We start from the raw sequence: 26,285 nt of genomic DNA, 5'->3' as shown, positions 1-26,285 counted from the left end.
GTCCTGTTTATTTAAAAACAAGGCGCAGCAACTCAGAAATTCCAAGATCCAGCACAAAAAAATAAATAGCAACAAAAGCTACAGTACCCAACACAACAAGCGTATAGGTGATCATCTCTTTGCGACTTGGCCACTTGACCTTTTTGAGTTCTGTCCAACTGTCGGTGAAGAAGGAAAAAGTGGATCCGAAGCTTTGTCTCATTCTAGCCAAGAACCCCACAAACTACACCTCCAAAGAACTACCTAGTCTCGCGATGAGCAGTATGTTCATTGCAAAATTTGCAATATTTCTTCAACTCAATACGGTCGGGATTGTTGCGCTTATTTTTAGTGGATGCATAGTTTCTTTGTTTGCAATTTGTGCACGCTAATGTGATGATGACCCGCATGATGTACACCTCCTACAGACACGTTCTAATTAAAGCCCTTCGAAGCGCGTCAAAAAGAAAGCGACTTTTAGGGCTACCTGAAATACTTTATCACAACCGGTTACAGAGTGTCAAGGAAGAAGTCTCACAATCGCAAGAGTAATATCAGTATAGACGCTCCGGTATGATAATAAACCTCGTACAAATAAAAGGCCCGCGCAGCCAAGACCAAGCAAGGCAGCGCGGGCACATTCTACAAATCTCTAACTTCCAAATAGCGTTCAAGCTTGCGTTTCACACGTTGAAGAGCATTGTCAATCGACTTGACATGACGATCAAGGTCCACCGCAATTTCTTGGTAGGATCTCCCATCGAGATAGAGCATAAGAACCCTACGCTCTAATTCACTCAATATCTCTCCCATTTTATCTTCAAGTCCCGTAAATTCTTCTTGATTAATCACAAGCTCCTCAGGATCTGTGACCCTGGAACCGCTGATGACGTCAAGCAGCGTACGATCAGAATCTTCATCATAGATAGGCTTGTCCAGTGACACGTAGGAATTAAGAGGAATGTGCTTCTGACGTGTTGCTGTCTTAATCGCCGTGATGATCTGTCGGGTAATGCACAGTTCAGCAAAGGCTTTAAAAGAAGCAAGCTTGTCTCCTCGGAAGTCGCGGATAGATTTATATAAACCTATCATTCCTTCCTGCACAATATCTTCTCGGTCTGCACCTATCAAAAAATAAGAACGTGCTTTGGCACGCACGAAATTCTTATATTTGTTGATAAGATATTCCAACGCTTCGCTACTGCCTTCACGGACTGCCTCGACAATGTCTTCATCTGGCTTGAGGTCATAATCATACATTCTCAGTTCTTTGAGGTCGACACTCACCAACAATCCCTCCGGCCTGCAGGACTACCCAGATTCACATTAAAAGTTTAGGTTAAGTATACATGATGAAATCTCACACCGTCAACGGGGACCCCCACCATTTCTAGCATTTGGAGGATTACTCCCCTCTTCGCCATCGTTCGAACTGCGCCTTCAACTCGTTGCTCAATTTGCCTTCAAACGGATTGCGTTTCGCTGTCGTTTCTGGTTGAATGCGGTCTCGAACTTCTTTGCGATTCTGTTTGATTTTGATGAGAAGTTCACCAGCCGGCAATCGAAGAGCTCCTTTACCGAAAATAACATGCTGCTCAATCATATCGGAGGTGGCCACATAGATTTGTTTACGTCTTCCCATCAGATTCGTAACCAATCGTTCGATCCGTTCATCCGCGGTTTCCTTCTCTTTGGTGTAGAGGACGTTCAACTTGCTCTGTACATACTTCTTCCCAAGCCCCGGTACCATGTAAGCGTCAAAAACCAGGTATACCTTCATACCCGAGTACGATTGGTATTCCGCCAGCATATGAATTAACTTATCGCGGGCCCCTTCCAGGTCGGTATCCTTCAGCTTACTCAGTTCAGGCCATGCGCCTATGATATTGTAGCCGTCTACGATTAGAAACTCTTCCATCTGCTTTAACTCTTATTTCGTTGGCGAACCACTTCATACATCAAAACACCCGCGGCAACAGAAGCATTCAGAGAGTTCACATGTCCCGCCATCGGCAGTTTAACTAAGAAGTCACATCTCTCTTTAATCAACCTTCCAACACCTTTCCCCTCGTTGCCAATGACAAGAGCTATGGGCATACTGAAATTCGCTTTATATACGTCTTGCGCTGCAGTCACATCCGTTCCCGCGACCCAAACTCCCTGCTTTTTGAGCTGCTCGATAGTCTGCGAGATATTGGTTACTCGAGCAACAGGAACATACTCTACCGCTCCCGCCGATGTCTTGGAAACCGTAGCTGTCAGCCCTACGGAACGTCTTTTGGGAATAATGACACCGTGAACTCCCGTGCAATCCGCTGTTCGCAGGATCGAACCCAGATTATGCGGATCTTCAATCTCATCAAGAATGAGGATAAAAGGATCCTGGCCAAGCGCTTTAGCTTTAGCAAGAATATCCTCTACTTCTACGTATTCATAGGCTGCTACTTGCGCTATAACTCCTTGGTGCTGAAGCCCTTCTACCATTTGATCAAGCTTGCGTTTATCTGTAAATTGTACAAGAATCCCTAAATTTTTGGCCTCCGCTACAATCGGGCCAGCGAATTGCTTCTGTGCATTCTCAGCAATCCAAATCTTGTTGATTGTTCGACCGGCACGGATCGCCTCCATTACGGAGTGCTTCCCGCCAATATATTCCTCATCCATCTCTTGCTTCCTCCTAAAAATTCCTCGTTTAACAAAAGTTACATCCAAAAAGGATTAAGCTTTATTCTTATGTGTCAGAACAAAATCCAATATTTCCTTCAACCGCTCAAAAGATTGCTTGTAATACAAATATCCAATTAAGCACTCAAACGCGGTGCTATGCCGGTATTCAAGCACATCCGCGTTTTTGGCTGTCGTTCCTGATTTGGCATTGCGTCCGCGCTTCACCATGTCAATCTCTTCTTCCGTCAGCATCGGCATCAACGCATCCAAAACCTTGGATTGCGCCTTAGCCGATACATAGCCGGTCGCTGCTTTGTGCAAATGATTGGGCCGGTGGTTCCCGCCAGAAATCACATATTGCCGAATATAGACCTCATAGACGGCATCGCCAATATAGGCAAGCACAAGAGGATTCAGCAAATGAGGGCTCTTGGACGGCGGAAAAACGAACAGATTCGCAGCATCAGTAAAAGTTTCACTCATTTGCGGCGCCAACGAATTCCCTGCGGTGTATCCTCAAGGAATATCCCTTTCTCTGTGAGCAGATCGCGGATTTCGTCCGCACGTGCCCAGTTCTTCGACTTCCTCGCTTCCGTCCGATCGACAATCAACTGCTCAATTTCTTCGTCCAACAATTCGTCAGCCTGTTTCGACAAAATCCCCAACGTCTGATCAAATACCTGCAGCTGATCCAGGAACATTCGCAAAGCGGCAGCATTCACCCGCTCCTGCTGCAGGTACAGATTCGCTTCTGCAACGAGGTCGAACACCGCCGTGATCGCATCCGGGGTATTAAAGTCGTCGTTCATCTTCTCGACGAACTGACTGGCAATCGCCGCTACACGCTCCGTATGAGCAGCCTCGATCTCGCCTGTTATTGAGGCTGTGGCCAGACGATGCTTCAGGTTATCATTTGCATTTTGAATGCGCTCCAACGCATTAGCCGCTTGTTTGAGGCTCTCATCGCTGAAGTTCAACGGATTGCGGTAGTGAGCGGATAACATAAAGAAACGGAAAACTTCCGGTTTGATTTGCTTCACAAGATCGCGGATGAGAATGCCATTCCCCAGCGATTTGGACATTTTTTCATTATCAATGTTAAGGAACGCATTGTGCAACCAGTAATTGGCCATTGGTTGGCCAGTCACCGCTTCGGTTTGGGCGATTTCGCACTCATGATGCGGGAACGTCAGATCTTGACCGCCGCCGTGAATATCAATCGTTTCGCCCAGATATTTGCGCACCATCGCAGAGCACTCGATATGCCAGCCAGGACGACCTTGGCCCCAAGGGCTATCCCAATAGATCTCTCCCGGTTTGGCCGCTTTCCAAAGAACAAAATCCTGCGGATTCTCTTTGCGGTCATCCACTTCAATGCGAATTCCGTATTGGAGTTCTTCCAGATTTTGATGTGAAAGTTTGCCGTATTCAGCGAATTTGGTCGTCCGGTAATAGACGTCGCCGCGTGCTTCATAAGCGAAGCCTTTCTCAACTAAAGCAGCGATAAATTCAATGATTTCTTGAATATTTTCCGTTACGCGGGGATTCAAAGTAGCGTCATGTACCCCAAGCGTTTGGATATCCTCCAAGAAGGCGGCAATGAAAGTTTCTGCCAGCTCCGGAACGGTAACAGCCATTTCCTCGGCTTTACGAATCATTTTATCATCCACATCGGTAAAGTTTGTAATATAAGTGACTTCATAGTTCTGAGACTCTAAAAAGCGGCGTACAACATCGAAGAAAATGACCGGTCTGCCATTGCCAATATGGATATAATTGTATACGGTCGGGCCGCACACATACATCTTTACCTTACCTGGTTCTAAAGGCACAAACTCTTCCTTCTTGCGTGTTAGCGTATTATACATTCTGAGCGTCATGTTCTCTCGCTCCTCCATTCTTAACCCGTTCTAGTTCTAACTGTCTTCGTAATTCATTAATTTGCTGCTGCATTTCCTGGAATATATCAATAATCGGATCCGGCAAATTGCCATGGTCCAACCGGTTCACACGCACACCATCCCGCTTCACAAGCTTAGCAGGCATCGTTACAACGGTACTGTTCGAAGGAACCTCTTGGATAACGACCGCATTGGAGCCAATTCGTGAATTCTCGCCAACAAGGAAGGAGCCCAAAATTTTGGCACCTGATCCAATAACTACATTATTGCCAATAGTTGGGTGTCTCTTACCCTTTTCTTTCCCAGTCCCCCCCAGTGTTACCCCTTGATACAAAATCACATCGTCGCCAATTTCACAGGTTTCCCCAATGACGACACCCATCCCATGGTCAATAAACAATCTTTGGCCGATCGTAGCACCTGGATGAATCTCGATACCTGTCATGAAACGGCTCCACTGGGAAACAATACGGGCAATAGTGAACATCTTCCTTTTATAAAACCAATGACCGACTCGATGGGCCCATATGGCGTGCAGGCCAGAGTAAGTAAACACAACCTCAAACCAGCTGCGTGCAGCCGGGTCGTTATCGAATACGGCGGAAATATCAGATTTGATCGTTCGCCACATGCTCTCACCTTCTTTTGTAGGAAATCATACTCCTGCGTATAATAAAAAGCCCCCGCAGCCATATGGCTGCAGAGGCGTAATTAATCGCGGTTCCACTCTGCTTGGTGACTCGGAAGTCTCCCAACTCAATAACCCGTAACGTGGGCATTTCGGCTGCGCCTACCTTACTCTGAATCCGAGTATTCGGCGCGGCAGCTCCCAGGTGCATTTCCGGTTACAGGGAATGGATAACTCACAGCCAAAGCCTGACGGCTTCGATTATCCTCTCTGATAAATCCCTAAATAAACGTACTCTCCTGATCATTGCGTTCCTTATTGAATTAAGTATAGCGAAAAGAACCCTGTATTACAACAAGTTCCGTAGACGCGAAGCGACTTTTTCTTTTCCAAGCAGGTAAAGCGACACATTTAGATCAGGTCCATGCACTTGCCCTGTCAGCGCAGAACGGATCGACATAAACAATTGCTTCCCTTTATAACCCGTATCCTTCTGAACTTGCTTCAACAAAGCAGGGATTGCTTCTACCGTGAAAGACTCAGCTTGCTCGACTTGCCCCAAGAAGCTGGTCAATACGACAGGCACATGCTCTTCTTTCAAAACAGCTGCCGCTTCCTCGTCGATAACAAGCTCTTCCTTGAAGAAGATGCTCGATAGTTCGACAATTTCCGCCGCGAAGCGCATTCTCTCTTGATTGAGGCCGATTAGAGCCGTCACCCACGCCTGGCCCGCTTCATCCAACTGCGGCTCGATGTATCCGGCCTTTTGCAGATGAGGTACACACAGCTCAACAACGCGAGAGAGCGGAGCTTTTTTCAAATAGGCGTTGTTCATCCAGTTCAATTTATCCATATCAAACACAGCTGGACTCTTCGACACACGGTCGAGGTCAAACTGGGCGATCAATTCTTCCTTCGTAAACATCTCTTCTTCGCCACCAGGAGACCATCCCAACAGAGCGATAAAGTTCACAACGGCTTCCGGCAAATAACCTAACTCCCGGTACTGCTCGATGAACTGGATAATAGACTCATCCCGCTTGCTCATCTTCTTCCGGTCCTGATTGAGAATCAGCGCCAAGTGCGCGAATTCCGGAACAGGCATGCCGAGAGCTTCATACATCAGAATTTGTCTAGGCGTATTGGACAGATGCTCTTCTCCGCGAATAACCAAATTAATTTTCATCATGTGGTCATCCACGATAACAGCAAAGTTATACGTAGGAATCCCGTCAGGGCGCGCGATAATAAAATCGCCGATGCCATTGGATTCAAACTCAACATGCTCGCGAACCTTGTCTTCGAAGCCGATGATGCGGTCCGCAGGTACAAGGAATCGAGTCGAAGGCTTGCGGCCCTCCGCTTCAAAAGCGGCAATTTGCTCAGGCGTCAAGTGACGGCATTTCCCGGAGTAACCGCCCATCTCGCCGCGCGCTTCCTGTTCTGCTCGCTCCTGCTCTAAATCGGCTTCCGAACAGTAGCAAGGATACGCATGACCACTTTGAAGAAGCTGGTTGAGGTGGGTTTGATAAATATCAAGTCTTTCCATCTGACGATAAGGACCATACGGCCCCCCGATATCTACGCTCTCATCCCACTCTAATCCAAGCCATCTTAGACCATTCAATTGATCCTCAATGCCGGATTCTTTGTGACGGGTTTGATCCGTATCTTCAAACCGCACAACGAAGGCACCGCCATGGCGACGCGCCAATAAATAATCAAAAAGTGCTGTACGAGCACCGCCTATATGTAAATGTCCCGTTGGACTTGGTGCATAGCGCACACGTAAAGGTTGGTTCATGACTATACCCTCTCTCCCCAATAATACCTGCTATTCTAGCACATCTCGAATTAAACAAACAACCGATTGCGCCGCAATCCCTTCGCCTCGTCCCGTGAAACCTAGCTGCTCCGTCGTCGTAGCTTTCACATTGACTTGCTCCGGTTTCGCTTCTAATGCATCGGCAATAATTTCAACCATTTGCGGGATATATGGTGCCATCTTCGGCTTCTGGGCAATAATCGTGGAATCTGTGTTCCCCAGACGATATCCTCTATCTTTGGCAAGCTGCCATACGTGTTTCAAAAGGACCAGGCTGTCCGCATCCTTGAATTCCGCCGCCGTATCCGGGAAGTGCTTCCCGATATCTCCTAAGCCCAGCGCGCCTAGAATCGCATCGCTAACCGCATGCAGGAGCACATCCGCATCGGAATGGCCGAGCAGCCCCTTTTCATAAGGAATCGTCACGCCTCCAATAATACATTTACGGCCTTCCACCAACTGATGAACATCAAATCCTTGTCCTACGCGAATCATTGTTGTTCCTCTCCCCTTACGTTTTGTAGTATCCATTCTGCCCATGGCAAATCTTCCGGTGTAGTTATCTTGATATTGTAATAGTCCCCTTCAACAACATGCACCGTTGTTCCTATACGCTCTACCAACATAGCATCGTCTGTCCCCAGGAAGTTTTCCTGAAGTGCACGCTGGTGCGCCTCCTGTAAAAGAGAAAGCCGAAAAGCTTGCGGGGTTTGGATGGCCCACAAGCTTCGTCTATCCGGTGTAGATTGTATTCGCTTTTCGGAATCTACGATTTTGATCGTATCCTTCACGGGTACCGCCAGCACAGCCGCGTCCTGTTCTTTCGCCTTTAATAGACAATCGAACACATGTTCTTTTTTGACGAAAGGACGAACACCGTCATGTACGAGTACCCAAGCGGTATCCTGCTCTAGGGCTTCTAGGCCCCGTCTGACGGAGTCCTGACGCTCCGCCCCGCCTGCTAGCACATGAGTGACCTTGGAAAGCGCATAGCTCTGCACATAGCCTGTACAGCGCTCTACGTCATTTCCGCCTACAACTAAAATGATTTCATTCACTTCATGTATGTTTTGAAATAATTGCAACGTATGTACCAGAATTGGCTTCTGTCCCAGTTGTAAATATTGTTTGCTTTCCGCCGTTCCCATGCGCGAGCCCTTGCCCGCCGCCACGAGGATAACCCCTAGCTTCCCCATAAGTCCTAAGCCCTCCAACTCCAACTGAGCGCTTTCTATTCGAAAGCTTTCCTATCAACTAGTAAGTGCTATGTTACATCTCCTTATCATACTGGTTTTATTGCGCTTTTTCCAATAATTTCGGTTTCGCGAAAATCATTCGGCCCGCCGATGTTTGCAGCACACTAGTAACCATCACTTCGAGCGTCATGCCAATGAACTCACGACCGCCTTCTACGACAATCATCGTGCCATCGTCAAGATAAGCGACACCTTGTCCATGCTCTTTGCCATCTTTAATGACTTGAACAATAATTTCTTCACCCGGCAGAACAACAGGCTTCACGGCATTCGCCAAATCGTTGATATTTAGCACGGAAACACCTTGCAATTCACAGACTTTATTCAGGTTAAAATCGTTCGTAATCACTTTGCCTTGCAGCACCTTCGCCAGACGAACCAACTTGCTGTCTACTTCGGAAATCTCTTCGAAATCGCCTTCATAAATCAGCACTTTCACTTCGAGTTCCTTTTGAATTTTGTTCAAAATATCAAGTCCGCGCCGCCCGCGATTCCGCTTGAGCAAGTCCGATGAGTCCGCAATATGCTGCAGCTCTTCAAGTACAAACTCAGGTATAACGAGGGTCCCTTCGATGAATCCTGTTTTGCAAATATCCGCAATACGCCCGTCAATAATGACACTTGTATCGAGAATCTTATGTTCCTCGTAAGGACGGTGTGTCTGCTTCTCTGGAGCGACCACCCGGCTCATCGCAATAATCTGAACCAGCTCTTCCCGCTTGCTGTAACCAATGCGAAACCCCATAACTGCTAGAACCCCCGAGACGACGAAGGGTAAAATAGGACTTGCCCACTTCACCTGATCGAGCACAGGGAACATCAATACCGATATAAGCAGTCCAATTACTAGTCCTAATGTACCTGAGAGCAGATCGGACACAGGGATGTCCGCAACATTTCTTTCCCCTTTGACAAGCAGCTTCATCCCCTTGCCTGCAACCCATGCTGAAAGAATGAACATAACTAGCGCGCATAAACTATTGATGACTATTGCTTTTCCTGACTCATTCATGAAACCTGTCGTTCGAAGGATGGCATCACTCCATCCAAATCCTAAACTAGCACCCATGATGGCCAAAATGAACTGTACCCATTTCCTCATCATAGATTCACCTCCTGCATCAACATATTGATAAAGCTTCATTACAATTATGTTCCAATTTATCCATCGTTAATCACTAATTCAGATGTAAAATTGAAATATTAAGGGGCTTCCATTATAATGAAATTGGAAGTTACCAACACACCCGAGGTGGATGGAATGAGCTCCTTGACTTTAAAGCAGTTTCAAGATCAAGTATCCGAATTGTTGCTCCGTCACCGAAGTCTGCTTGATGTCTTATCCAAATTTCAACAGTCCGGTGCAGCTGCTAACCGTTCCGTGGTGAAATCCATTACAGAATGTGGATGTATTCAGGTCAACGCAGCGAAGCAAGAATACCATCCAGAGATGACCTTGAATGAGGCTAAGGATGTGCTGGGCACTCATGTATCCGGTCACTTGTGTGAACAATGCATCGAGGTTGTCAGTAGTGAACTGGGCAGGAATTTGTTCTATATGTCCGCACTAAGCAACATTCTTGATGTTAACCTGGAACAAGTCGTTGAGAATGAATCCAAGAAATGCACAACACTAGGACTTTTCAACATGTCATGAACATGAAGATGAACAAACAAAAAAGCATTTATTTTCTCTGAGATGATCAGAAGAAAATAAATGCTTTTTATTTTTGCCATTTGCCGATTAAACGTCGGACTTAACGGAGTTTGAATCGTCTACACCGCGTCGCTTGTTCTTTCTGCGGATTCGGATGAAAAACCCATCAACGTTTTTTTTTAAGCCATAAAGCGCGTACAACAGGAGCGGTACGAAGATCATTTTGGAAATGGACTCAGGCCATTTGATTGCAATCAGGACAGCTACGGCAACGATAACTGGTGTAATCCAGATTGCCGCTTTAGGAATACCCGCTTTCTTGAAGTTCGGGTACTTCACTGTACTTACCATTAAGTATGACAACATAATCGTACTTACCAAAAGCACGTAGACGTTAATTTCGTTCACGAACAACGCTAATGTACAAAGTACACCACCAGCAGCCGGAATCGGCAAACCGATGAAATAACCAGGTGTACCAGCAACAACGTTGAAACGAGCCAAACGAAGTGCTCCACAAATGGGGAAGATCGCCGTGACGATCCAAGCAAATGCCGGACTGATCACACTCGGATCATTAAAAGCCACTACATACATGATAAAGGCAGGTGCTACACCGAAAGAAATAACGTCGGAAAGCGAGTCTAGCTCTTTACCAAATTCACTCTGTGCATTCAATGCCCTTGCTACACGGCCGTCAAGACCATCAAGCAGCATGGCAACGATGACAAGTACAGCTGCGACTCCATGCTCACCACTGAAAGCAAGAATAATCGACAGAACACCTAGGAATAAGTTCCCTACTGTAAAAAGACTGGGAATTGATTTCGTTAACATATGTTTTTGTCCACCTCTGGATTTACTATGCCCTAAACTTGACTTTATAAAACCTCAACATTAGATACTTTATGATTGTATCCACTTTAAATATGTCTGTCAATGAACACTTGTTCTTGAATTCTTTTGAGGCCCTCTTTAATAGCGCGCGCCCTCACTTCACCGATACCATCAACTTCATCCAGTTCTTCAATCGTTGCCATCATCATGTGCGGCAGGTAGCCAAATTTCTCTACAAGATTCGCAATAATGATCGAGGGAAGCCGCGGTATTTTCCCAAGAACCCTGAACCCACGTGGGGAAACCGGTTCTTCAACAATAGAATTTGTATGCGGATAGCCGAGTAATCGAATGATTTGGTGCGGTTCCAGCAACTCATCCGAAGATAATCGCTTCAAGCCAGCCTGCATTTCTTTGACTCGGTCTTCGGATAATTCCCTTACATAATCTTTTACGAGCAAACGCGCTTCAAGTTCCGCATTGCCAACAAGTTCTTCCAATTGCATGCTTATTAAACGGCCTTCATTCCCCAACTCGTTAATATAGCGATTGATTTCCGCCTTAATGCGCAACACCATTTCAAATCGGGCAATGACATTGGTGACATCGTGGAGCGTAACCAGCTCTTCAAACTCCGACGCACTCAGGTTCGTCAGCGACTGATCCAAAACCACTTTGTACCGCTCCAACGTTTGGATGGCTTGATTGGCTTTCGTTAAGATAACGCCTATATCTTTGAGCGCATAGCGCAAGTTTCCTTGATAAAGGGTGATGACATTGCGACGTTGCGAAATCGAAACAACCAGCTTATTGGTTTGCTTCGCAACACGTTCAGCAGTCCGATGGCGGATTCCAGTCTCCGATGAGGAAATGGAGGAATCCGGGATTAATTGCGTATTTGCATAGAGAATACGTTTGATATCTTCGCTGAGGATGATCGCTCCATCCATTTTGGCAAGTTCATATAAATAATTAGGTGAAAAATCACAATCGATCGAAAAGCCGCCGTCGACAATTTCCCTTACTTCCGCGCTGTATCCAACAACAATAAGTCCGCCCGTTTTGGCGCGTAATACATTCTCCAAACCGTCACGGAACGATGTGCCAGGCGCTACCATTTGCAGCAATTGGCTCATGACGTCTCGCTTTGTCTCTTCTTTACTCATAGTTTCCTCCTGAAGGCTTGCAGGTTGAATGATTCAGAGCTAATCCAGTGCCGCTTTCAATGCTTCGGACACTGTATTCACCCCAATAATCTCCATACCGGGCGGATGCGTCCACCCCTTCAAACTTTTCTCTGGCATAATGACTCTGCGGAATCCTAATTTCTCCGCTTCCTTCACCCTTTGATCAATCCGTGACACCCCACGGACTTCACCGGTCAACCCGATCTCACCGAACACGACATCAAAAGGTCTCGTTGCATGATCCCGGAAGCTGGATGCGATACTAATCGCAATGGCTAAATCAACGGCAGGCTCATCAAGCTTGACGCCGCCAGCCACGTTCAAATAAGCATCCTGATTCTGAAGGAACATGCCCATGCGTTTCTCTAAAACGGCGATGATCAAAGAAAGTCGGTTGTGATCGACACCAGTCGCCATCCTTCTTGGAGATGGGAAATTCGTCGAAGAAACCAACGCCTGAATCTCTACCAATACGGGACGTGTTCCTTCCATACTCGCAACCACGGTAGAACCGGCAACACCGAGCGGTCTCTCGGACAGGAACAGCTCGGAGGGATTGCTCACTTCGACAAGTCCTGCTTCCTGCATCTCAAAAATTCCGATTTCATTCGTAGACCCGAATCGATTCTTGACTGCGCGGAGTACACGGTAGGAATGATGCCGCTCCCCTTCGAAGTAAAGAACACAATCGACCATGTGCTCCAGCATCCTAGGTCCCGCAATGGCGCCTTCCTTCGTCACATGGCCGACAAGGACCGTTGCAATCCCTTTCCCCTTAGCTATTCTCATAAAGTGACCCGTGCATTCCCGAACTTGCGAAACGGTGCCCGGGGCCGATGTGATGGCAGGGTGGTAGACAGTCTGAATAGAGTCAATCACCAGAAAATCGGGTTCAATTTCTTGAATGGCTTCCTCAATAAGCTCAAGGTTCGTTTCACAAAGAACATAAAGCAGCGGAGATGAGGCATTCAAGCGATCCGCACGAAGCTTCGTCTGTTTAACGGACTCTTCCCCCGATATATAAAGCACCTTCTGATGTGCTTGCGTCAGCTCGAAAGAAGTTTGGAGCAGTAACGTTGATTTCCCGATTCCCGGATCTCCACCTACGAGAATCAAAGATCCAGGCACAATACCTCCGCCTAAGACGCGATTCAATTCCTTGTTGCTGGTCACAACCCTAGGCTCTGGGCTACTTTCTATATGTATGATGGGGGTCGGTTTTTCTTTCGTGCGAGGGGCAGAAGAATTCATCCCCTTTGTACGTACCACCGTTTCGACTTCTTCCACCATCGTATTCCAAGATTGACAACCTGGGCATTTGCCCATCCATTTTGGGGATTCATAACCGCACTCTTGACAGCAAAATTTCGTCTTCTGTTTACTCATGACGTAAGTGACTCCTTAGATCTTTCAAATTCAATATTTGGCTATCCTTACCAATAAAGTTTACCATTTTTACGAAGTCCATGAAAGGTCATCTGAAAATAAAAAGCATTTTGCCACACCCAGCAACGGATGCAGCAAAATGCTTCTTTGCTTGCTTTTATTTAGCTGCTACGCCTTCGCCCTTCCGGACAACCAGCTCGCCTTCACTCTCATCAATCGTTAAGGAGTCGCCCTTCGCGATGTTGCCTCTGAGAAGCTCTTCAGACAGACGGTCCTCAATATGCTTCTGAATCGCTCTGCGAAGCGGTCTTGCGCCGTAGGTCGGATCGTATCCTTCTTTGGCCAAGAAGGCTTTGGCTTTGTCTGTCAACAAGAAGTCAACTTCTTGTTCTTTCAGACGTTTGCGAAGATCATCCGCCATCAAAGAAACGATTTCAGCGATATGTTTCTCATCCAAAGAGTGGAAGACGATGATTTCGTCGATCCGGTTAAGGAATTCAGGACGGAAACTTTTCTTGAGCTCGCCCATCACTTTATCTTTCATGTTGGTATAATCTTTACCAGCATCCAGAGCGGCTGTAAAGCCAAGTGAGGAGTTTTTCTTAATCATTTCCGCGCCAACGTTGGAAGTCATGATGATCAATGTGTTGCGGAAATCGACTGTACGTCCTTTGGAATCCGTCAGACGGCCATCTTCCAGCACTTGCAGCAGAATATTGAAAACTTCTGGATGTGCTTTCTCGATCTCATCGAGCAATACAACCGAGTATGGTTTGCGGCGAACTTTCTCCGTCAATTGGCCGCCTTCTTCATAGCCAACATACCCTGGAGGCGCTCCGACCAAACGAGAAGTCGAGTGTTTCTCCATGTATTCCGACATGTCGATCCGAACTACCGCGTTATCGTCTCCGAATAGAGACTCTGCTAATGCACGAGCTAGCTCAGTTTTACCCACACCAGTAGGTCCCAAGAAGATGAAGGAGCCCATTGGACGCTTCGGATCTTTGAGGCCTGCTCTAGCACGGCGAATCGCGCGGCTAACGGCTTTCACCGCTTCTTCCTGTCCGATGACGCGTTCATGGAGAATGTCCTCCATTTTGAGCAGACGATCTGTTTCTTCTTCCGCTAGCTTGCTCACAGGAATTCCTGTCCAGCTTGCTACGATTTGAGCAATATCATCCGGCGTTACTTCAGTATCCAAACGACCTTGTTTTTCCTTCCAGTCGTTTTTCGTTGTATCCAGTTCTTCACGAAGCTTTTGTTCCGTGTCGCGAAGCCCAGCTGCTTTCTCAAACTCCTGGCTTTGAACCGCGGCATCCTTCTCCTTACGGATATCCTCCAGCTTGTTCTCAAGCTGTTTCAATGAAGGCGGTATTGTGTAAGAGCGAAGTCTCACTTTGGAACTAGCCTCATCAATCAAGTCAATCGCTTTATCCGGCAAGAAACGATCCGTGATATAACGATCAGAGAGCTTAACGGCCTCTTGAATAGCAGCATCCGTAATTTTCACACGGTGGTGAGCTTCGTAGCGGTCACGCAGTCCGTAGAGAATTTGGATGGCTTCCTCAGGGGACGGCTGATCCACTGTGATTGGTTGGAAGCGACGCTCCAGCGCAGCATCCTTTTCGATGTATTTACGGTATTCATCCAGCGTCGTAGCACCAATGCACTGCAACTCGCCTCTCGCCAAAGCCGGCTTCAAAATGTTAGAGGCATCAATCGCACCTTCTGCACCACCAGCACCGATCAACGTGTGAAGCTCATCGATGAAGAGCACGATGTTCCCTGCTTGACGAATTTCGTCCATAATTTTTTTGAGACGATCCTCAAATTCACCGCGATATTTGGTCCCTGCTACCACAGATCCCATATCGAGTGTCATAACTCTTTTATCCTTCAACGTTTCCGGGATTTCATTATTAATGATTTTCTGAGCGAGGCCTTCAGCAATTGCTGTTTTACCAACCCCTGGCTCACCGATCAACACCGGATTGTTTTTCGTTCTGCGGCTTAACACTTGAATCACGCGTTCGATTTCTTTGCTGCGGCCGATAACGGGATCTAAATGCCCTTCTTTGGCGTATGCGGTCAGATCTCTCGCTAAACCATCCAATGTAGGTGTATTCACATTCTGAGTGTTACCGTGGCTTGGAGACACTGTCTCGCTGCTGCCTAACAATTGAAGCACTTGCTGGCGAGCTTTGTTCAAAGAAACACCTAGATTGTTAAGGACTCTCGCAGCAACGCCTTCACCTTCACGAATTAGCCCCAGTAAAATATGTTCAGTCCCCACATACGTGTGACCTAATTTTCTTGCCTCATCCATGGACAACTCAATGACTTTTTTCGCTCTAGGTGTATACGCAATGTTGGTAGGCTGCTCTTGTCCTCTGCCGATCAGGGATTCGACTTCATCTTGAATTTTTTCAAGACCTAAACCCAAAGCAACGAGTGCTTTCGCGGCGATACCTTCCCCTTCACGAATAAGACCCAACAAAATGTGCTCAGTACCAATATTGTTATGCCCTAAGCGAACTGCTTCCTCTTGAGCCAAAGAAAGCACCTTTTGCGCACGTTCTGTAAATCTGCCAAACATCATAGAGAACACCTCCAAAAGTAGTATATCTATGGAAAACCTAAAGGATGAATCTTAACTGACTATATCCTGCCGAATTTCTCTCGAATCAGCTCGGCCCGGCGCATATCGCGCTCATCGGCGTTCAGCTTCTCGCCAGCGAATTGCTGAAGAAAGCCAGGTTGTGTCATAACCAGCAGTTCATTCAAAACATTAGAAGAAACATTATTGATAATCCCCAAGTCTATGCCTAATCGCACATCCGACAGGCGCTGTGCAGCCTCCTTAGAGTCCATAATTCCTGCATAAGACAAAATACCAAGCGAGCGGTTCACGCGATCAATGATACGCATTCTAGACTCTTGCATCAGCTTATGCCTGGCAGCACGCTCATGCTCAATAATTTGCCTTGCGACACTGTGTAAATTATCAATAATCTCGTCTTCGGATTGTCCTAGCGTAATCTGATTCGAAATTTGGAACAGATTACCTAATGCTTCGCTGCCTTCCCCATATAATCCTCTAACCGTCAATCCAACTTGTGTAACAGCGGATAAAATCCGATTGATTTGTTGGCTGAGCACCAGAGCGGGTAAATGCATCATTACCGAAGCACGAATGCCGGTTCCGACGTTCGTAGGGCAGCTTGTAAGGTAGCCCCTCTTTTCATCATAGCCGTAATCCAGCTGGGTTTCAAAAATATCATCAATCTGGTTCGCCAAGTCCCAAACTTCTTTGATTTGGAAGCCTGGGCACAAACATTGTATGCGAAGATGATCCTCTTCATTGATCATAATGCTGATGGATTCATTTTCGCTTAAAATAACAGCACCATTTCTGGATTCGTTAGCTAAGTTAGGGCTAATTAAATGCTTCTCAACAAGTACCATTCGCTCAAGCTCGTTAAGGTCAGACAGAGGAATAAGCGAAAAATTACTGATCGTCTCCAGCTCATCATTCTCCAGCACGCCGGACAACTGATCCAGTACTTCTTGTGATTGTTGATTGGTAGCCAGCATCGGGTAAGGGTAGTCTCTGAGGTTACGTGCAATACGGATTCGACTGCTGATGACGATATCCGACTCCGGTCCCTCTCCCTTCATCCATTCGCTCAATGCATCTCCTGTAAACCGCTGTAGTGTCACTGGATTCACACCTTCCTTACAAAATCACAATCCGGCAATTTTCTTCTCTATCTCGCGAATTTGGTCCCTGATCTTCGCCGCTTGTTCGAATTCTTCTGCTTCAATGCAGGTCATCATATCCTTCTTCAGCGTATCGATTTCCCGCTTGCATTGGATAATGCCACCGCTTCGTTTGGGGACTTTCCCCACATGTACGGTGTTCCCGTGCACTCTTTTGAACAGAGGATCTAACTTTTCCGAAAAGCTCTGATAACAGGATCCGCATCCAAAACGGCCTAATTTACTAAACTGCGAGTACGTTAACCCACAATTCTCACAACGGATCGCTTGGGACTTCGCGGCGGATAAAGAGGAAGGGTCGAAATCAAGTAATCCTGATAAAAGATTATGAATCGAAAACCCGCCAGATGTCCCAGGAATCATTTCACCCTTCTCGCGGGCGCAATTCTCACAAATGTGGAACTCGTTCTTGTCTCCATTCACAATCTTCGTAAAATGAAGAGTCGCCGGTCGTTTCCCGCATTCCTGACAAATCATTTCAAATGCCTCCTCATCTGCTAAGCAAGGATATCAGCATCGCTTTAAGGATTTTAGCTCGAATTTCATCGCGCAGCGGGAGCTTGAAGGTCAACACGTCTCTGGATATTGCTGCCCGAATTAGATTCGCTTCTCGTGTTGAAATATAGTGGCCCTCCAGCAGCTGGTAAATGAGTCCTTCAGAAGCGACTTGATCTATGTGTGTATGAATCGTGCGAAAAATATGATCCAATATCGATCCATGGCTCTTAAGCTCAATCTTCTGGATACGAATGTACCCGCCACCGCCACGCTTACTCTCCACGAGGTAACCCTTTTCCAGCGTAAACCTGGTACTAATCACATAATTGATTTGAGAAGGCACACACTGGAATTGATCGGCCAGATCGTTTCGTTGAATCTCGATGGCTCCTTCAGAGCTTTGTTGAAGGACATGCTTTAAATACTGCTCAATAATTTCTGATACGTTACGCATCAATTCATCCTCCCAGACTGCTAGAAGTAAATTGACTTTGATTGACTTTGACTTTCTTTGACCTTAACTAGATTATAATCATTTCCTTTCTTTTTGACAAGTGCTGCCGTTAAACATTGGCCGTATATAAGAAAACTGAGCATTTTCACAGCTTACTCTCAGTATTTACAAAAAAACCCCTGCTTAACGTCAGGGACTGTTCCTTTTTTTGGGGTGTAGGCAGTATGCTTTTGAGGGCCCTTTTAGCGAGCGATTAGGGAGTGCTTGGAAAAGCCGATTGTTAAATGCGTAGGAAGAATGCGGGAGGGCTGGCTGTGGCTAATCCAGTATAACTTTGGTGAGACTGTTCTTGTAAAAAGAGCTACCGTCATGGTTCGTACCACTGTCAGGAATTGATACCGGTCAAATGGAGCTTCTAGAGCTTCGCCTCCCCCATAGTTAACTGTAGAAAGTGCAGGTAATTCCACTCCACCACGCCCTTATAGGTAGCTTTAATGTAAAAAGTGCAGCTAGTTTCCGTTGTTTGATCCGTTTGGGGTAGATTCTTGTGAATTTACCTGCACAAAATGCAGGTAATGGGTGAAACAGGCTTGAGGCTATTGATTTTGATGTACTTTCTGCAGCTGAGTAACCTAGCGAGTTACCCTTCTCGAGAGTACGCCGCATCTTGAGCAAGTGGGAACTACGTTCCGCTATTTCTGGCAAAAGCGAGCGATTCACTTGTTAAGGAATCTACGATCCGCTATTCTGTTTGTTTTGGCTAATAGCCTGCCTTTTTAGGTGAAATAAGTGCCCGCAGTTCCAATTAAGCTCTGAAAAGGTCCAAATCTAATCAATTAGCGGTCTATAGTTCTCTTGTGGCGCTTCTTAGAATTGTCGTAGGAGATGCAAAAAAACCTTTCTGAGTTTCTCTCAAAAAGGTTCTTCATCTGTGCTTGGCAACGTTCTACTCTCCCAGAACCCTGCGGTTCAAGTACCATCGACGCTGGAGGGCTTAACGGTCGTGTTCGAGATGGGAACGCGTGGGTCCCCTCCGCCATCATCACCAAACAGTCAAAGCGGTTTGCGCCTTGAAAACTAGATACGAAACGTTTGTAAAGTGTCATTTAGGATTTGTGGTTAAGCCCTCGACCGATTAGTATTCGTCAGCTGCATACGTTGCCGCACTTCCACCTCGAACCTATCAACCTCGTCGTCTACAAGGGGTCTTACATACTGGGAAATCTCATCTTGAGGGGGGCTTCGCGCTTAGATGCTTTCAGCGCTTATCCCCTCCGTACATAGCTACCCAGCGGTGCCTCTGGCGAGACAACTGGTACACCAGCGGTACGTCCATCCCGGTCCTCTCGTACTAAGGACAGCTCCTCTCAAATTTCCTACGCCCGCGACAGATAGGGACCGAACTGTCTCACGACGTTCTGAACCCAGCTCGCGTACCGCTTTAATGGGCGAACAGCCCAACCCTTGGGACCTACTTCAGCCCCAGGATGCGATGAGCCGACATCGAGGTGCCAAACCTCCCCGTCGATGTGGACTCTTGGGGGAGATAAGCCTGTTATCCCCAGGGTAGCTTTTATCCGTTGAGCGATGGCCCTTCCATTCGGTACCACCGGATCACTAAGTCCGACTTTCGTCCCTGCTCGACTTGTAGGTCTCGCAGTCAAGCTCCCTTATGCCTTTGCACTCTGCGAATGATTTCCAACCATTCTGAGGGAACCTTTAAACGCCTCCGTTACATTTTAGGAGGCGACCGCCCCAGTCAAACTGCCCACCTGACACTGTCCCCATACCGGATCACGGTACCAGGTTAGAACTCCGATACGATCAGGGTGGTATCCCAACGGCGCCTCCACCCAAGCTGGCGCTCAGGCTTCAAAGGCTCCCACCTATCCTGTACAGATCGTACCAAAGTCCAATATCAAGCTGCAGTAAAGCTCCATGGGGTCTTTCCGTCTTGTCGCGGGTAACCTGCATCTTCACAGGTATTAAAATTTCACCGGATCTCTCGTTGAGACAGCGCCCAAGTCGTTACGCCATTCGTGCGGGTCAGAATTTACCTGACAAGGAATTTCGCTACCTTAGGACCGTTATAGTTACGGCCGCCGTTTACTGGGGCTTCAATTCATAGCTTCGGAACCGAGGTCCCTAACCACTCCTCTTAACCTTCCAGCACCGGGCAGGCGTCAGCCCGTATACTTCGCCTTGCGGCTTCGCACAGACCTGTGTTTTTGCTAAACAGTCGCTTGGGCCTTTTCACTGCGGCCCCCTCGGGCTATTCACCCTACCGAGGCACCCCTTCTCCCGAAGTTACGGGGTCATTTTGCCGAGTTCCTTAACGAGAGTTCTTCCGCGCGCCTTAGAATTCTCTTCTCACCCACCTGTGTCGGTTTGCGGTACGGGCACCTTCGCCTGGCTAGAAGCTTTTCTTGGCAGTGTGAAATCATGACCTTCGGTACTTAAAGTTTCCCTCCCCATCACAGCCCAGCCTTACGGTTAGCGGATTTGCCTACTAACCAGCCTCACTGCTTGGACGAGCATCCATCAGCTCGCGTCACTATCCTTCTGCGTCACTCCATCGCTCATAACGGCTACGGTGGTACAGGAATTTCCACCTGTTGTCCATCGACTACGCCTTTCGGCCTCGCCTTAGGTCCCGACTTACCCTGAGCGGACGAGCCTTCCTCAGGAACCCTTAGGTTTTCGGCGGATCAGATTCTCACTGATCTTTTCGTTACTTATACCGGCATTCTCACTTGTATGCGCTCCACCTGTCCTTACGGTCAGAATTCAACGTACATACAACGCTCCCCTACCCATGCACATACGTGCAAGCCATAGCTTCGGTGGCGTGTTTAGCCCCGTTACATTTTCGGCGCAGAGTCACTCGACCAGTGAGCTATTACGCACTCTTTCAATGGTGGCTGCTTCTAAGCCAACATCCTGGTTGTCTGTGCAACTCCACATCCTTTCCCACTTAACACACACTTGGGGACCTTAGCTGATGGTCTGGGCTGTTTCCCTTTTGACAATGGATCTTAGCACTCACTGTCTGACTCCCGGATTTAAGTTTGTGGCATTCAGAGTTTGACTGGACTTGGTAACCCTTGGCGGGCCCCGCACCCAATCAGTGCTTTACCTCCACAACTCCACATCCGAGGCTAGCCCTAAAGCTATTTCGGGGAGAACCAGCTATCTCCGAGTTCGATTGGAATTTCTCCGCTACCCCCACCTCATCCCCGAATTTTTCAACATTCGTGGGTTCGGGCCTCCAGTGAGTGTTACCTCACCTTCACCCTGGACAGGGGTAGATCACACGGTTTCGGGTCTACGTCCACGTACTCAAGCGCCCTATTCAGACTCGCTTTCGCTGCGGCTCCGTCTTTTCGACTTAACCTCGCACGGGAACGTAACTCGCCGGTTCATTCTACAAAAGGCACGCCATCACCCATATAGAGGGCTCTGACTTTTTGTAAGCACACGGTTTCAGGTTCTTTTTCACTCCGCTTCCGCGGTGCTTTTCACCTTTCCCTCACGGTACTGCTTCACTATCGGTCACTAGGGAGTATTTAGCCTTGGCAGATGGTCCTGCCGGATTCCGACGGGGTTTCACGTGACCCGCCGTACTCAGGATACCTCTAGGAGATTCGTTCGATTTTGGCTACAGGGCTTTTACCTTCTATGCCGGACCTTTCCAGATCACTTCGCCTACCAAACTAACCCCATATTGAGGTCCTACAACCCCAAGGAGCAAGCTCCTTGGTTTGGGCTATTCCGCTTTCGCTCGCCGCTACTGACGGAATCACTTTTGTTTTCTTTTCCTCCAGGTACTTAGATGTTTCAGTTCCCTGGGTCTGCCTCCAATGTAGCTATGTATTCACTACATGGTAACTGCGCATTACCACAGCTGGGTTCCCCCATTCGGACATCCCCGGATCAAAGCCTGCTTACGGCTCCCCGAGGCATTTCGTCGTTCGCCACGTCCTTCTTCGGCTCCTAGTGCCTAGGCATCCTCCGTGTGCTCTTTCTAGCTTAACCTAGAAAAAAACATTTGAAAATTTCGTGCAACCCGAAGGTTACACTACCTAAGTTCTTACTTTACGTTTTGTTTCGTTATCTAGTTTTCAAGGAACAAAGTGTTCATTGCGATTCAAATTCCCTTGCCCTATCTCAGCGGCGAAAGTTATCTTATCACAACTCACATTCTCATTTCAAGTCGAAATTTCTTGGAAATCTCTGTCTGAAAATGATAGTTGGTGGAGCCAAGCGGGATCGAACCGCTGACCTCCTGCTTGCAAGGCAGGCGCTCTCCCAGCTGAGCTATGGCCCCATATGATTATAAAATTGGTTGGCCCTAGTGGACTCGAACCACCGACCTCACCCTTATCAGGGGTGCGCTCTAACCAGCTGAGCTAAGGGCCAATATGTGTTTCGGGGAAACTCCCCAAAATAAAAACCCACCTACAAGCTTTCGAAGCTTTCTTCGAAAGCTTGCTATGGGTCCGCTTGGCAACGTTCTACTCTCCCAGAACCCTGCGGTTCAAGTACCATCGACGCTGGAGGGCTTAACGGTCGTGTTCGAGATGGGAACGCGTGGGTCCCCTCCGCCATCATCACCAAACGAGTGCAACATGGATTTCACCATCTTGCTGAAAGAGCTTGCTCTTTCAAAACTGAACACGAGTGAGTAAGCGATTGTGTATCCGAAGATACTTGACTGGGTCGTTTCAGACCCGAGTCTCCATAGAAAGGAGGTGATCCAGCCGCACCTTCCGATACGGCTACCTTGTTACGACTTCACCCCAATCATCTACCCCACCTTCGGCGGCTGGCTCCCTTGCGGGTTACCCCACCGACTTCGGGTGTTGTAAACTCTCGTGGTGTGACGGGCGGTGTGTACAAGACCCGGGAACGTATTCACCGCGGCATGCTGATCCGCGATTACTAGCAATTCCGACTTCATGCAGGCGAGTTGCAGCCTGCAATCCGAACTGAGATCGGCTTATAAGGATTGGCTCCACCTCGCGGCTTCGCTTCCCGTTGTACCGACCATTGTAGTACGTGTGTAGCCCAGGTCATAAGGGGCATGATGATTTGACGTCATCCCCACCTTCCTCCGGTTTGTCACCGGCAGTCATCTTAGAGTGCCCACCCGAAGTGCTGGCAACTAAGATCAAGGGTTGCGCTCGTTGCGGGACTTAACCCAACATCTCACGACACGAGCTGACGACAACCATGCACCACCTGTCTCCTCTGTCCCGAAGGCCTACCCTATCTCTAGGATATTCAGAGGGATGTCAAGACCTGGTAAGGTTCTTCGCGTTGCTTCGAATTAAACCACATACTCCACTGCTTGTGCGGGTCCCCGTCAATTCCTTTGAGTTTCACTCTTGCGAGCGTACTCCCCAGGCGGCATACTTACTGTGTTAACTTCGGCACCGAGGAATCGAATCCCCAACACCTAGTATGCATCGTTTACGGCGTGGACTACCAGGGTATCTAATCCTGTTTGCTCCCCACGCTTTCGCGCCTCAGCGTCAGTTATAGGCCAGAAAGTCGCCTTCGCCACTGGTGTTCCTCCACATCTCTACGCATTTCACCGCTACACGTGGAATTCCACTTTCCTCTCCTACACTCAAGTCAACCAGTTTTGGATGCGAACCGGGGTTGAGCCCCGGGCTTAAACACCCAACTTAATTGACCGCCTGCGCGCGCTTTACGCCCAATAATTCCGGACAACGCTTGCCCCCTACGTATTACCGCGGCTGCTGGCACGTAGTTAGCCGGGGCTTTCTTCTCCTATACCGTCACACAAAGCGCAGTTACTCGCCTTGCTGTTCGTCTAGGGCAACAGAGCTTTACGATCCGAAAACCTTCATCACTCACGCGGCGTTGCTCCGTCAGACTTGCGTCCATTGCGGAAGATTCCCTACTGCTGCCTCCCGTAGGAGTCTGGGCCGTGTCTCAGTCCCAGTGTGGCCGTTCACCCTCTCAGGTCGGCTACGCATCGTCGCCTTGGTGAGCCGTTACCTCACCAACTAGCTAATGCGCCGCAGGCCCATCTATAAGCCACAGATTGCTCCGTGTTTCATGATTCTCTCATGCGAGAAAACCAATTATCCGGTCTTAGCTATCGTTTCCGATAGTTATCCCAGTCTTATAGGCAGGTTGCCTACGTGTTACTCACCCGTCCGCCGCTATCCCCGAAGGGACCGCTCGACTTGCATGTATTAGGCACGCCGCCAGCGTTCGTCCTGAGCCAGGATCAAACTCTCCATAATAGAAAAGCTGAATAGCTCATTGACTTGCTAGCGAGATTTTACAATCTCATTTATAGTCGATTACTCGACTGTGCTTACTCACTCGTTGTTCAGTTTTCAAAGATCAAGAACTCTTGTCCTATCCGCTCTCTTTCGAAAGCCGGAAGTTCAATATACCACACTAACTTTATATTTGCAACTTGTTTTTCTCAAGTTACTCGTTATTCCCGCATGTCTCAGCGGCAACTTTTATAAGATACCACAGATGCTGCTTCCGAGTCAACCTATATGATAACTGTATTTTCCTTCCACCTATAACAAGGTCAGCTTTAATCCAACAAGCAGAAGAACACCAGGCACACCGAGCACCGTTACTGTCCCTAATGTGGCTGTATTAATCGGCAAATCCACCTGCGTATAGGCGCTCAGCAAATTCAAAGCATATAGCAGGAAGGCCGCTACAACAACGTTCAACGTTAGACCAGACAATAATCTGCCGGCCCCACTGTTACGCAATACGGTAACAAGTAGAATTAGTGAGGATAGTATGAGTACTCCCCATACCGCATATTTAATATACACGTCTACACCTCCAGTAATCGATCAGTGTCAATCATGCTCAGATTTAGCCTTTTTGCCTGTTTGATCAGCATTTCAAATCTTTTCTCAGCCGCCTCCATCGCATAAATGGCATAGTCAATCTGATCCTTGTCCAAGGCAAACTCGAAATGTGCCTGAGCAGCCACCCAATTCGCATGTGCCGAACGAATCTCTTGCAGCAGCAATTGCTTGTCCCGCAGAAGTTCCTCTTTTGCCCCTTTTTTCGTCTGTGGATTCTTCCTTCCGTGCATGCCTAATAGTGCTGGTCTCATCAGCAAACCTCCATGACCCCAAATGCGGGTTAATCTACCCTTATGCTTATGGGGGAAATAGAGCAAATAGAACTAAAGCACTTCTTTTACACGAAACAAAAAAAGAGAGCTCTTCAGCTCCCTTTTGCATGATTAACGCTATTTATAATTCCCTGCGGCCTTCCATCGCTTTGGACAGTGTTACTTCATCGGCATATTCCAAGTCGCCGCCAACAGGTAGTCCGTGCGCGATACGCGTAACCTTCAGGCCAAACGGCTTCACTAATCGAGACAGGTACATAGCCGTAGCTTCACCTTCAATGTTCGGGTTCGTGGCCAAAATTAATTCCTGTACGGTTTCATCCCCCAACCGCTTGAGTAACTCGGCGATATGAATTTGATCGGGTCCGATTCCTTCCATAGGGGAAATTGCCCCATGCAGGACATGATAGTAGCCTTCGAACTCTTTGGTGCGTTCCAAAGCAACCAAGTCCTTAGGCTCCTGTACGACGCAAATGACGGAACCATCCCTGTTCTTATCTTGACAGATCCGGCAAGGATCGACATCGGTAATGTTACAGCAAACGGAACAGTAGTGGAGGTTTCTTTTCACGTTGACGAGCGCCTTCGCAAAATCAATCACGTCTTCTTCCTTCATACGAAGTACATGAAAGGCAAGGCGTCCCGCCGTTTTGGGGCCTACCCCCGGCAGACGGGAGAAAGCATCGATTAACTTAGAAATCGGTTCGGGGTAATACAAAGGAAGTTCTCCCTCATCTTTCAGAATCGTAACTCATGGTTGTGACTAGAACAAACCAGGGATGTTCATGCCACCTGTAAATTTGCCCATATCTTTATTCGCGATTTCTTCCGCTTTCGTCATCGCATCATTGACAGCTGTAAGCACAAGGTCTTGCAGCATTTCAACATCATCCGGATCAACAGCTTCAGGCTTGATTGTGATGCTTTGTACTTTCTTGTGTCCATTCACTGTACAAGTAACAACGCCGCCGCCAGCTGTGCCTTCAATGATTTTCGTACCCAGTTCTTCTTGAGCCTTCATCATTTGCTCTTGCATTTTCTTCACTTGTTTCATCATTTGGTTCATGTTATTCATTTTGT

The 26,285-nt window shown here is 47.7% G+C and carries 24 protein-coding genes, 2 tRNA genes and 4 rRNA genes; 1 reads left to right on the top strand and 29 read right to left on the bottom strand.

All coding sequences use genetic code 11. The features are described from left to right. Nucleotides 1–7: 7 nt before the first annotated feature. The 12 genes from secE to ACUN27_RS02130 form a co-directional block, all read right to left on the bottom strand. Nucleotides 8–220, bottom strand: coding sequence for a preprotein translocase subunit SecE (gene secE, locus ACUN27_RS02185; protein ID WP_127457552.1), 213 nt, complete (start codon nt 218–220; stop codon nt 8–10). A gap of 19 nt (nt 221–239) precedes the next feature. After that, a complete protein-coding gene (rpmG, locus tag ACUN27_RS02180) occupies nt 240–389 on the bottom strand; it encodes a 50S ribosomal protein L33 (RefSeq protein WP_079418041.1) in 150 nt (49 codons plus the stop codon). Between the two features lie 232 nt (nt 390–621). Next, complete coding sequence (sigH, locus tag ACUN27_RS02175; RefSeq protein ID WP_315955996.1) at nt 622–1,266, bottom strand: RNA polymerase sporulation sigma factor SigH; 645 nt, start codon at nt 1,264–1,266, stop codon at nt 622–624. Between the two features lie 118 nt (nt 1,267–1,384). Beyond that, entirely contained in the window at nt 1,385–1,897 is a 513-nt protein-coding gene (locus ACUN27_RS02170; RefSeq protein ID WP_315955997.1) for an NYN domain-containing protein, read from the bottom strand. Nucleotides 1,898–1,902: 5 nt separating this feature from the next. After that, nucleotides 1,903–2,643: a 23S rRNA (guanosine(2251)-2'-O)-methyltransferase RlmB gene (gene rlmB, locus ACUN27_RS02165; protein WP_445558317.1), complete on the bottom strand. Its 741-nt coding sequence runs from the start codon at nt 2,641–2,643 to the stop codon at nt 1,903–1,905. Nucleotides 2,644–2,697: 54 nt separating this feature from the next. Then, nucleotides 2,698–3,129 carry a Mini-ribonuclease 3 gene (locus tag ACUN27_RS02160; protein WP_326063008.1) on the bottom strand — a complete coding sequence of 144 codons (432 nt, stop codon included), beginning with the start codon at nt 3,127–3,129 and terminating at the stop codon, nt 2,698–2,700. Then, nucleotides 3,126–4,526 carry a cysteine--tRNA ligase gene (cysS, locus tag ACUN27_RS02155; protein WP_326063007.1) on the bottom strand — a complete coding sequence of 467 codons (1,401 nt, stop codon included), beginning with the start codon at nt 4,524–4,526 and terminating at the stop codon, nt 3,126–3,128. The genes ACUN27_RS02160 and cysS overlap by 4 nt, the downstream gene beginning before the upstream one ends. Beyond that, the gene (gene cysE / locus ACUN27_RS02150) at nt 4,507–5,178 is read right to left on the bottom strand and encodes a serine O-acetyltransferase (protein ID WP_315956001.1); all 672 of its coding nucleotides are present in this window, start codon (nt 5,176–5,178) and stop codon (nt 4,507–4,509) included. The genes cysS and cysE overlap by 20 nt, the downstream gene beginning before the upstream one ends. 346 nt (nt 5,179–5,524) lie before the next feature. After that, nucleotides 5,525–6,979: a glutamate--tRNA ligase gene (gltX, locus tag ACUN27_RS02145; protein WP_315956002.1), complete on the bottom strand. Its 1,455-nt coding sequence runs from the start codon at nt 6,977–6,979 to the stop codon at nt 5,525–5,527. A 30-nt stretch (nt 6,980–7,009) separates the two neighbouring features. Continuing rightward, nucleotides 7,010–7,495, bottom strand: coding sequence for a 2-C-methyl-D-erythritol 2,4-cyclodiphosphate synthase (ispF, locus tag ACUN27_RS02140; RefSeq protein WP_157326760.1), 486 nt, complete (start codon nt 7,493–7,495; stop codon nt 7,010–7,012). Beyond that, entirely contained in the window at nt 7,492–8,196 is a 705-nt protein-coding gene (ispD, locus tag ACUN27_RS02135; protein ID WP_315956004.1) for a 2-C-methyl-D-erythritol 4-phosphate cytidylyltransferase, read from the bottom strand. Before ispD ends, ispF begins: the two co-directional genes overlap by 4 nt. A gap of 97 nt (nt 8,197–8,293) precedes the next feature. Beyond that, the gene (locus tag ACUN27_RS02130) at nt 8,294–9,361 is read right to left on the bottom strand and encodes a PIN/TRAM domain-containing protein (RefSeq protein WP_315956005.1); all 1,068 of its coding nucleotides are present in this window, start codon (nt 9,359–9,361) and stop codon (nt 8,294–8,296) included. 156 nt (nt 9,362–9,517) lie between these two features. On the opposite strand from ACUN27_RS02130, the gene ACUN27_RS02125 reads away from it, so the two are divergent. Further along, nucleotides 9,518–9,913, top strand: coding sequence for a DUF1573 domain-containing protein (locus ACUN27_RS02125; RefSeq protein ID WP_127457569.1), 396 nt, complete (start codon nt 9,518–9,520; stop codon nt 9,911–9,913). Nucleotides 9,914–10,000: 87 nt separating this feature from the next. Here the strand turns inward: ACUN27_RS02125 and pssA are convergent, their stop codons facing one another. From pssA to ACUN27_RS02040, 17 genes are all read right to left on the bottom strand, one after another. Further along, nucleotides 10,001–10,750, bottom strand: a complete 750-nt coding sequence (gene pssA / locus ACUN27_RS02120) for a CDP-diacylglycerol--serine O-phosphatidyltransferase (RefSeq protein ID WP_127457562.1) — start codon at nt 10,748–10,750, stop codon at nt 10,001–10,003. 86 nt (nt 10,751–10,836) lie between these two features. After that, nucleotides 10,837–11,916 (bottom strand): DNA integrity scanning diadenylate cyclase DisA, encoded by a 1,080-nt coding sequence (gene disA / locus ACUN27_RS02115; protein ID WP_315956006.1) that lies wholly within the window; start codon nt 11,914–11,916, stop codon nt 10,837–10,839. Nucleotides 11,917–11,955: 39 nt separating this feature from the next. Beyond that, on the bottom strand, nt 11,956–13,323 hold the full coding sequence (gene radA, locus ACUN27_RS02110; RefSeq protein ID WP_315956007.1) for a DNA repair protein RadA: 1,368 nt from the start codon (nt 13,321–13,323) through the stop codon (nt 11,956–11,958). Between the two features lie 157 nt (nt 13,324–13,480). Then, nucleotides 13,481–15,922, bottom strand: a complete 2,442-nt coding sequence (gene clpC / locus ACUN27_RS02105; protein ID WP_315956008.1) for an ATP-dependent protease ATP-binding subunit ClpC — start codon at nt 15,920–15,922, stop codon at nt 13,481–13,483. A 59-nt stretch (nt 15,923–15,981) separates the two neighbouring features. Beyond that, nucleotides 15,982–17,001 (bottom strand): protein arginine kinase, encoded by a 1,020-nt coding sequence (locus ACUN27_RS02100; RefSeq protein WP_157326770.1) that lies wholly within the window; start codon nt 16,999–17,001, stop codon nt 15,982–15,984. 66 nt (nt 17,002–17,067) lie between these two features. Then, nucleotides 17,068–17,580, bottom strand: coding sequence for a UvrB/UvrC motif-containing protein (locus ACUN27_RS02095; protein ID WP_127457567.1), 513 nt, complete (start codon nt 17,578–17,580; stop codon nt 17,068–17,070). Nucleotides 17,581–17,593: 13 nt separating this feature from the next. Further along, nucleotides 17,594–18,055: a CtsR family transcriptional regulator gene (locus ACUN27_RS02090; protein WP_145669433.1), complete on the bottom strand. Its 462-nt coding sequence runs from the start codon at nt 18,053–18,055 to the stop codon at nt 17,594–17,596. 933 nt (nt 18,056–18,988) lie between these two features. Beyond that, nucleotides 18,989–19,105, bottom strand: a 5S ribosomal RNA gene (rrf, locus tag ACUN27_RS02085). Nucleotides 19,106–19,170: 65 nt separating this feature from the next. Next, a 23S ribosomal RNA gene (locus ACUN27_RS02080) occupies nt 19,171–22,090 on the bottom strand. Nucleotides 22,091–22,306: 216 nt separating this feature from the next. Then, a tRNA-Ala gene (locus tag ACUN27_RS02075) sits at nt 22,307–22,382 on the bottom strand. Between the two features lie 15 nt (nt 22,383–22,397). Continuing rightward, nucleotides 22,398–22,474: transfer RNA gene (locus ACUN27_RS02070), tRNA-Ile, on the bottom strand. Between the two features lie 82 nt (nt 22,475–22,556). Continuing rightward, nucleotides 22,557–22,673, bottom strand: a 5S ribosomal RNA gene (rrf, locus tag ACUN27_RS02065). A gap of 126 nt (nt 22,674–22,799) precedes the next feature. Further along, nucleotides 22,800–24,333, bottom strand: a 16S ribosomal RNA gene (locus ACUN27_RS02060). Together the 16S, 23S and 5S rRNA genes with 2 tRNA genes alongside form the textbook arrangement of a ribosomal RNA operon. A gap of 291 nt (nt 24,334–24,624) precedes the next feature. Beyond that, nucleotides 24,625–24,894 (bottom strand): pro-sigmaK processing inhibitor BofA family protein, encoded by a 270-nt coding sequence (locus ACUN27_RS02055; RefSeq protein WP_445558316.1) that lies wholly within the window; start codon nt 24,892–24,894, stop codon nt 24,625–24,627. Nucleotides 24,895–24,896: 2 nt separating this feature from the next. Further along, nucleotides 24,897–25,184, bottom strand: coding sequence for a DUF2508 family protein (locus ACUN27_RS02050; RefSeq protein WP_127457619.1), 288 nt, complete (start codon nt 25,182–25,184; stop codon nt 24,897–24,899). Between the two features lie 142 nt (nt 25,185–25,326). Further along, entirely contained in the window at nt 25,327–25,923 is a 597-nt protein-coding gene (gene recR / locus ACUN27_RS02045; RefSeq protein WP_127457620.1) for a recombination mediator RecR, read from the bottom strand. Between the two features lie 45 nt (nt 25,924–25,968). Beyond that, the gene (locus tag ACUN27_RS02040) at nt 25,969–26,280 is read right to left on the bottom strand and encodes a YbaB/EbfC family nucleoid-associated protein (RefSeq protein ID WP_127457621.1); all 312 of its coding nucleotides are present in this window, start codon (nt 26,278–26,280) and stop codon (nt 25,969–25,971) included. Between the last annotated feature and the right edge of the window lie 5 nt (nt 26,281–26,285).

It is taken from the genome of Paenibacillus sp. WC2504 (assembly GCF_052682475.1).
Note: the sequence above shows the minus strand (reverse complement) of the source record. Positions and strands in the feature narration are given on the sequence as shown.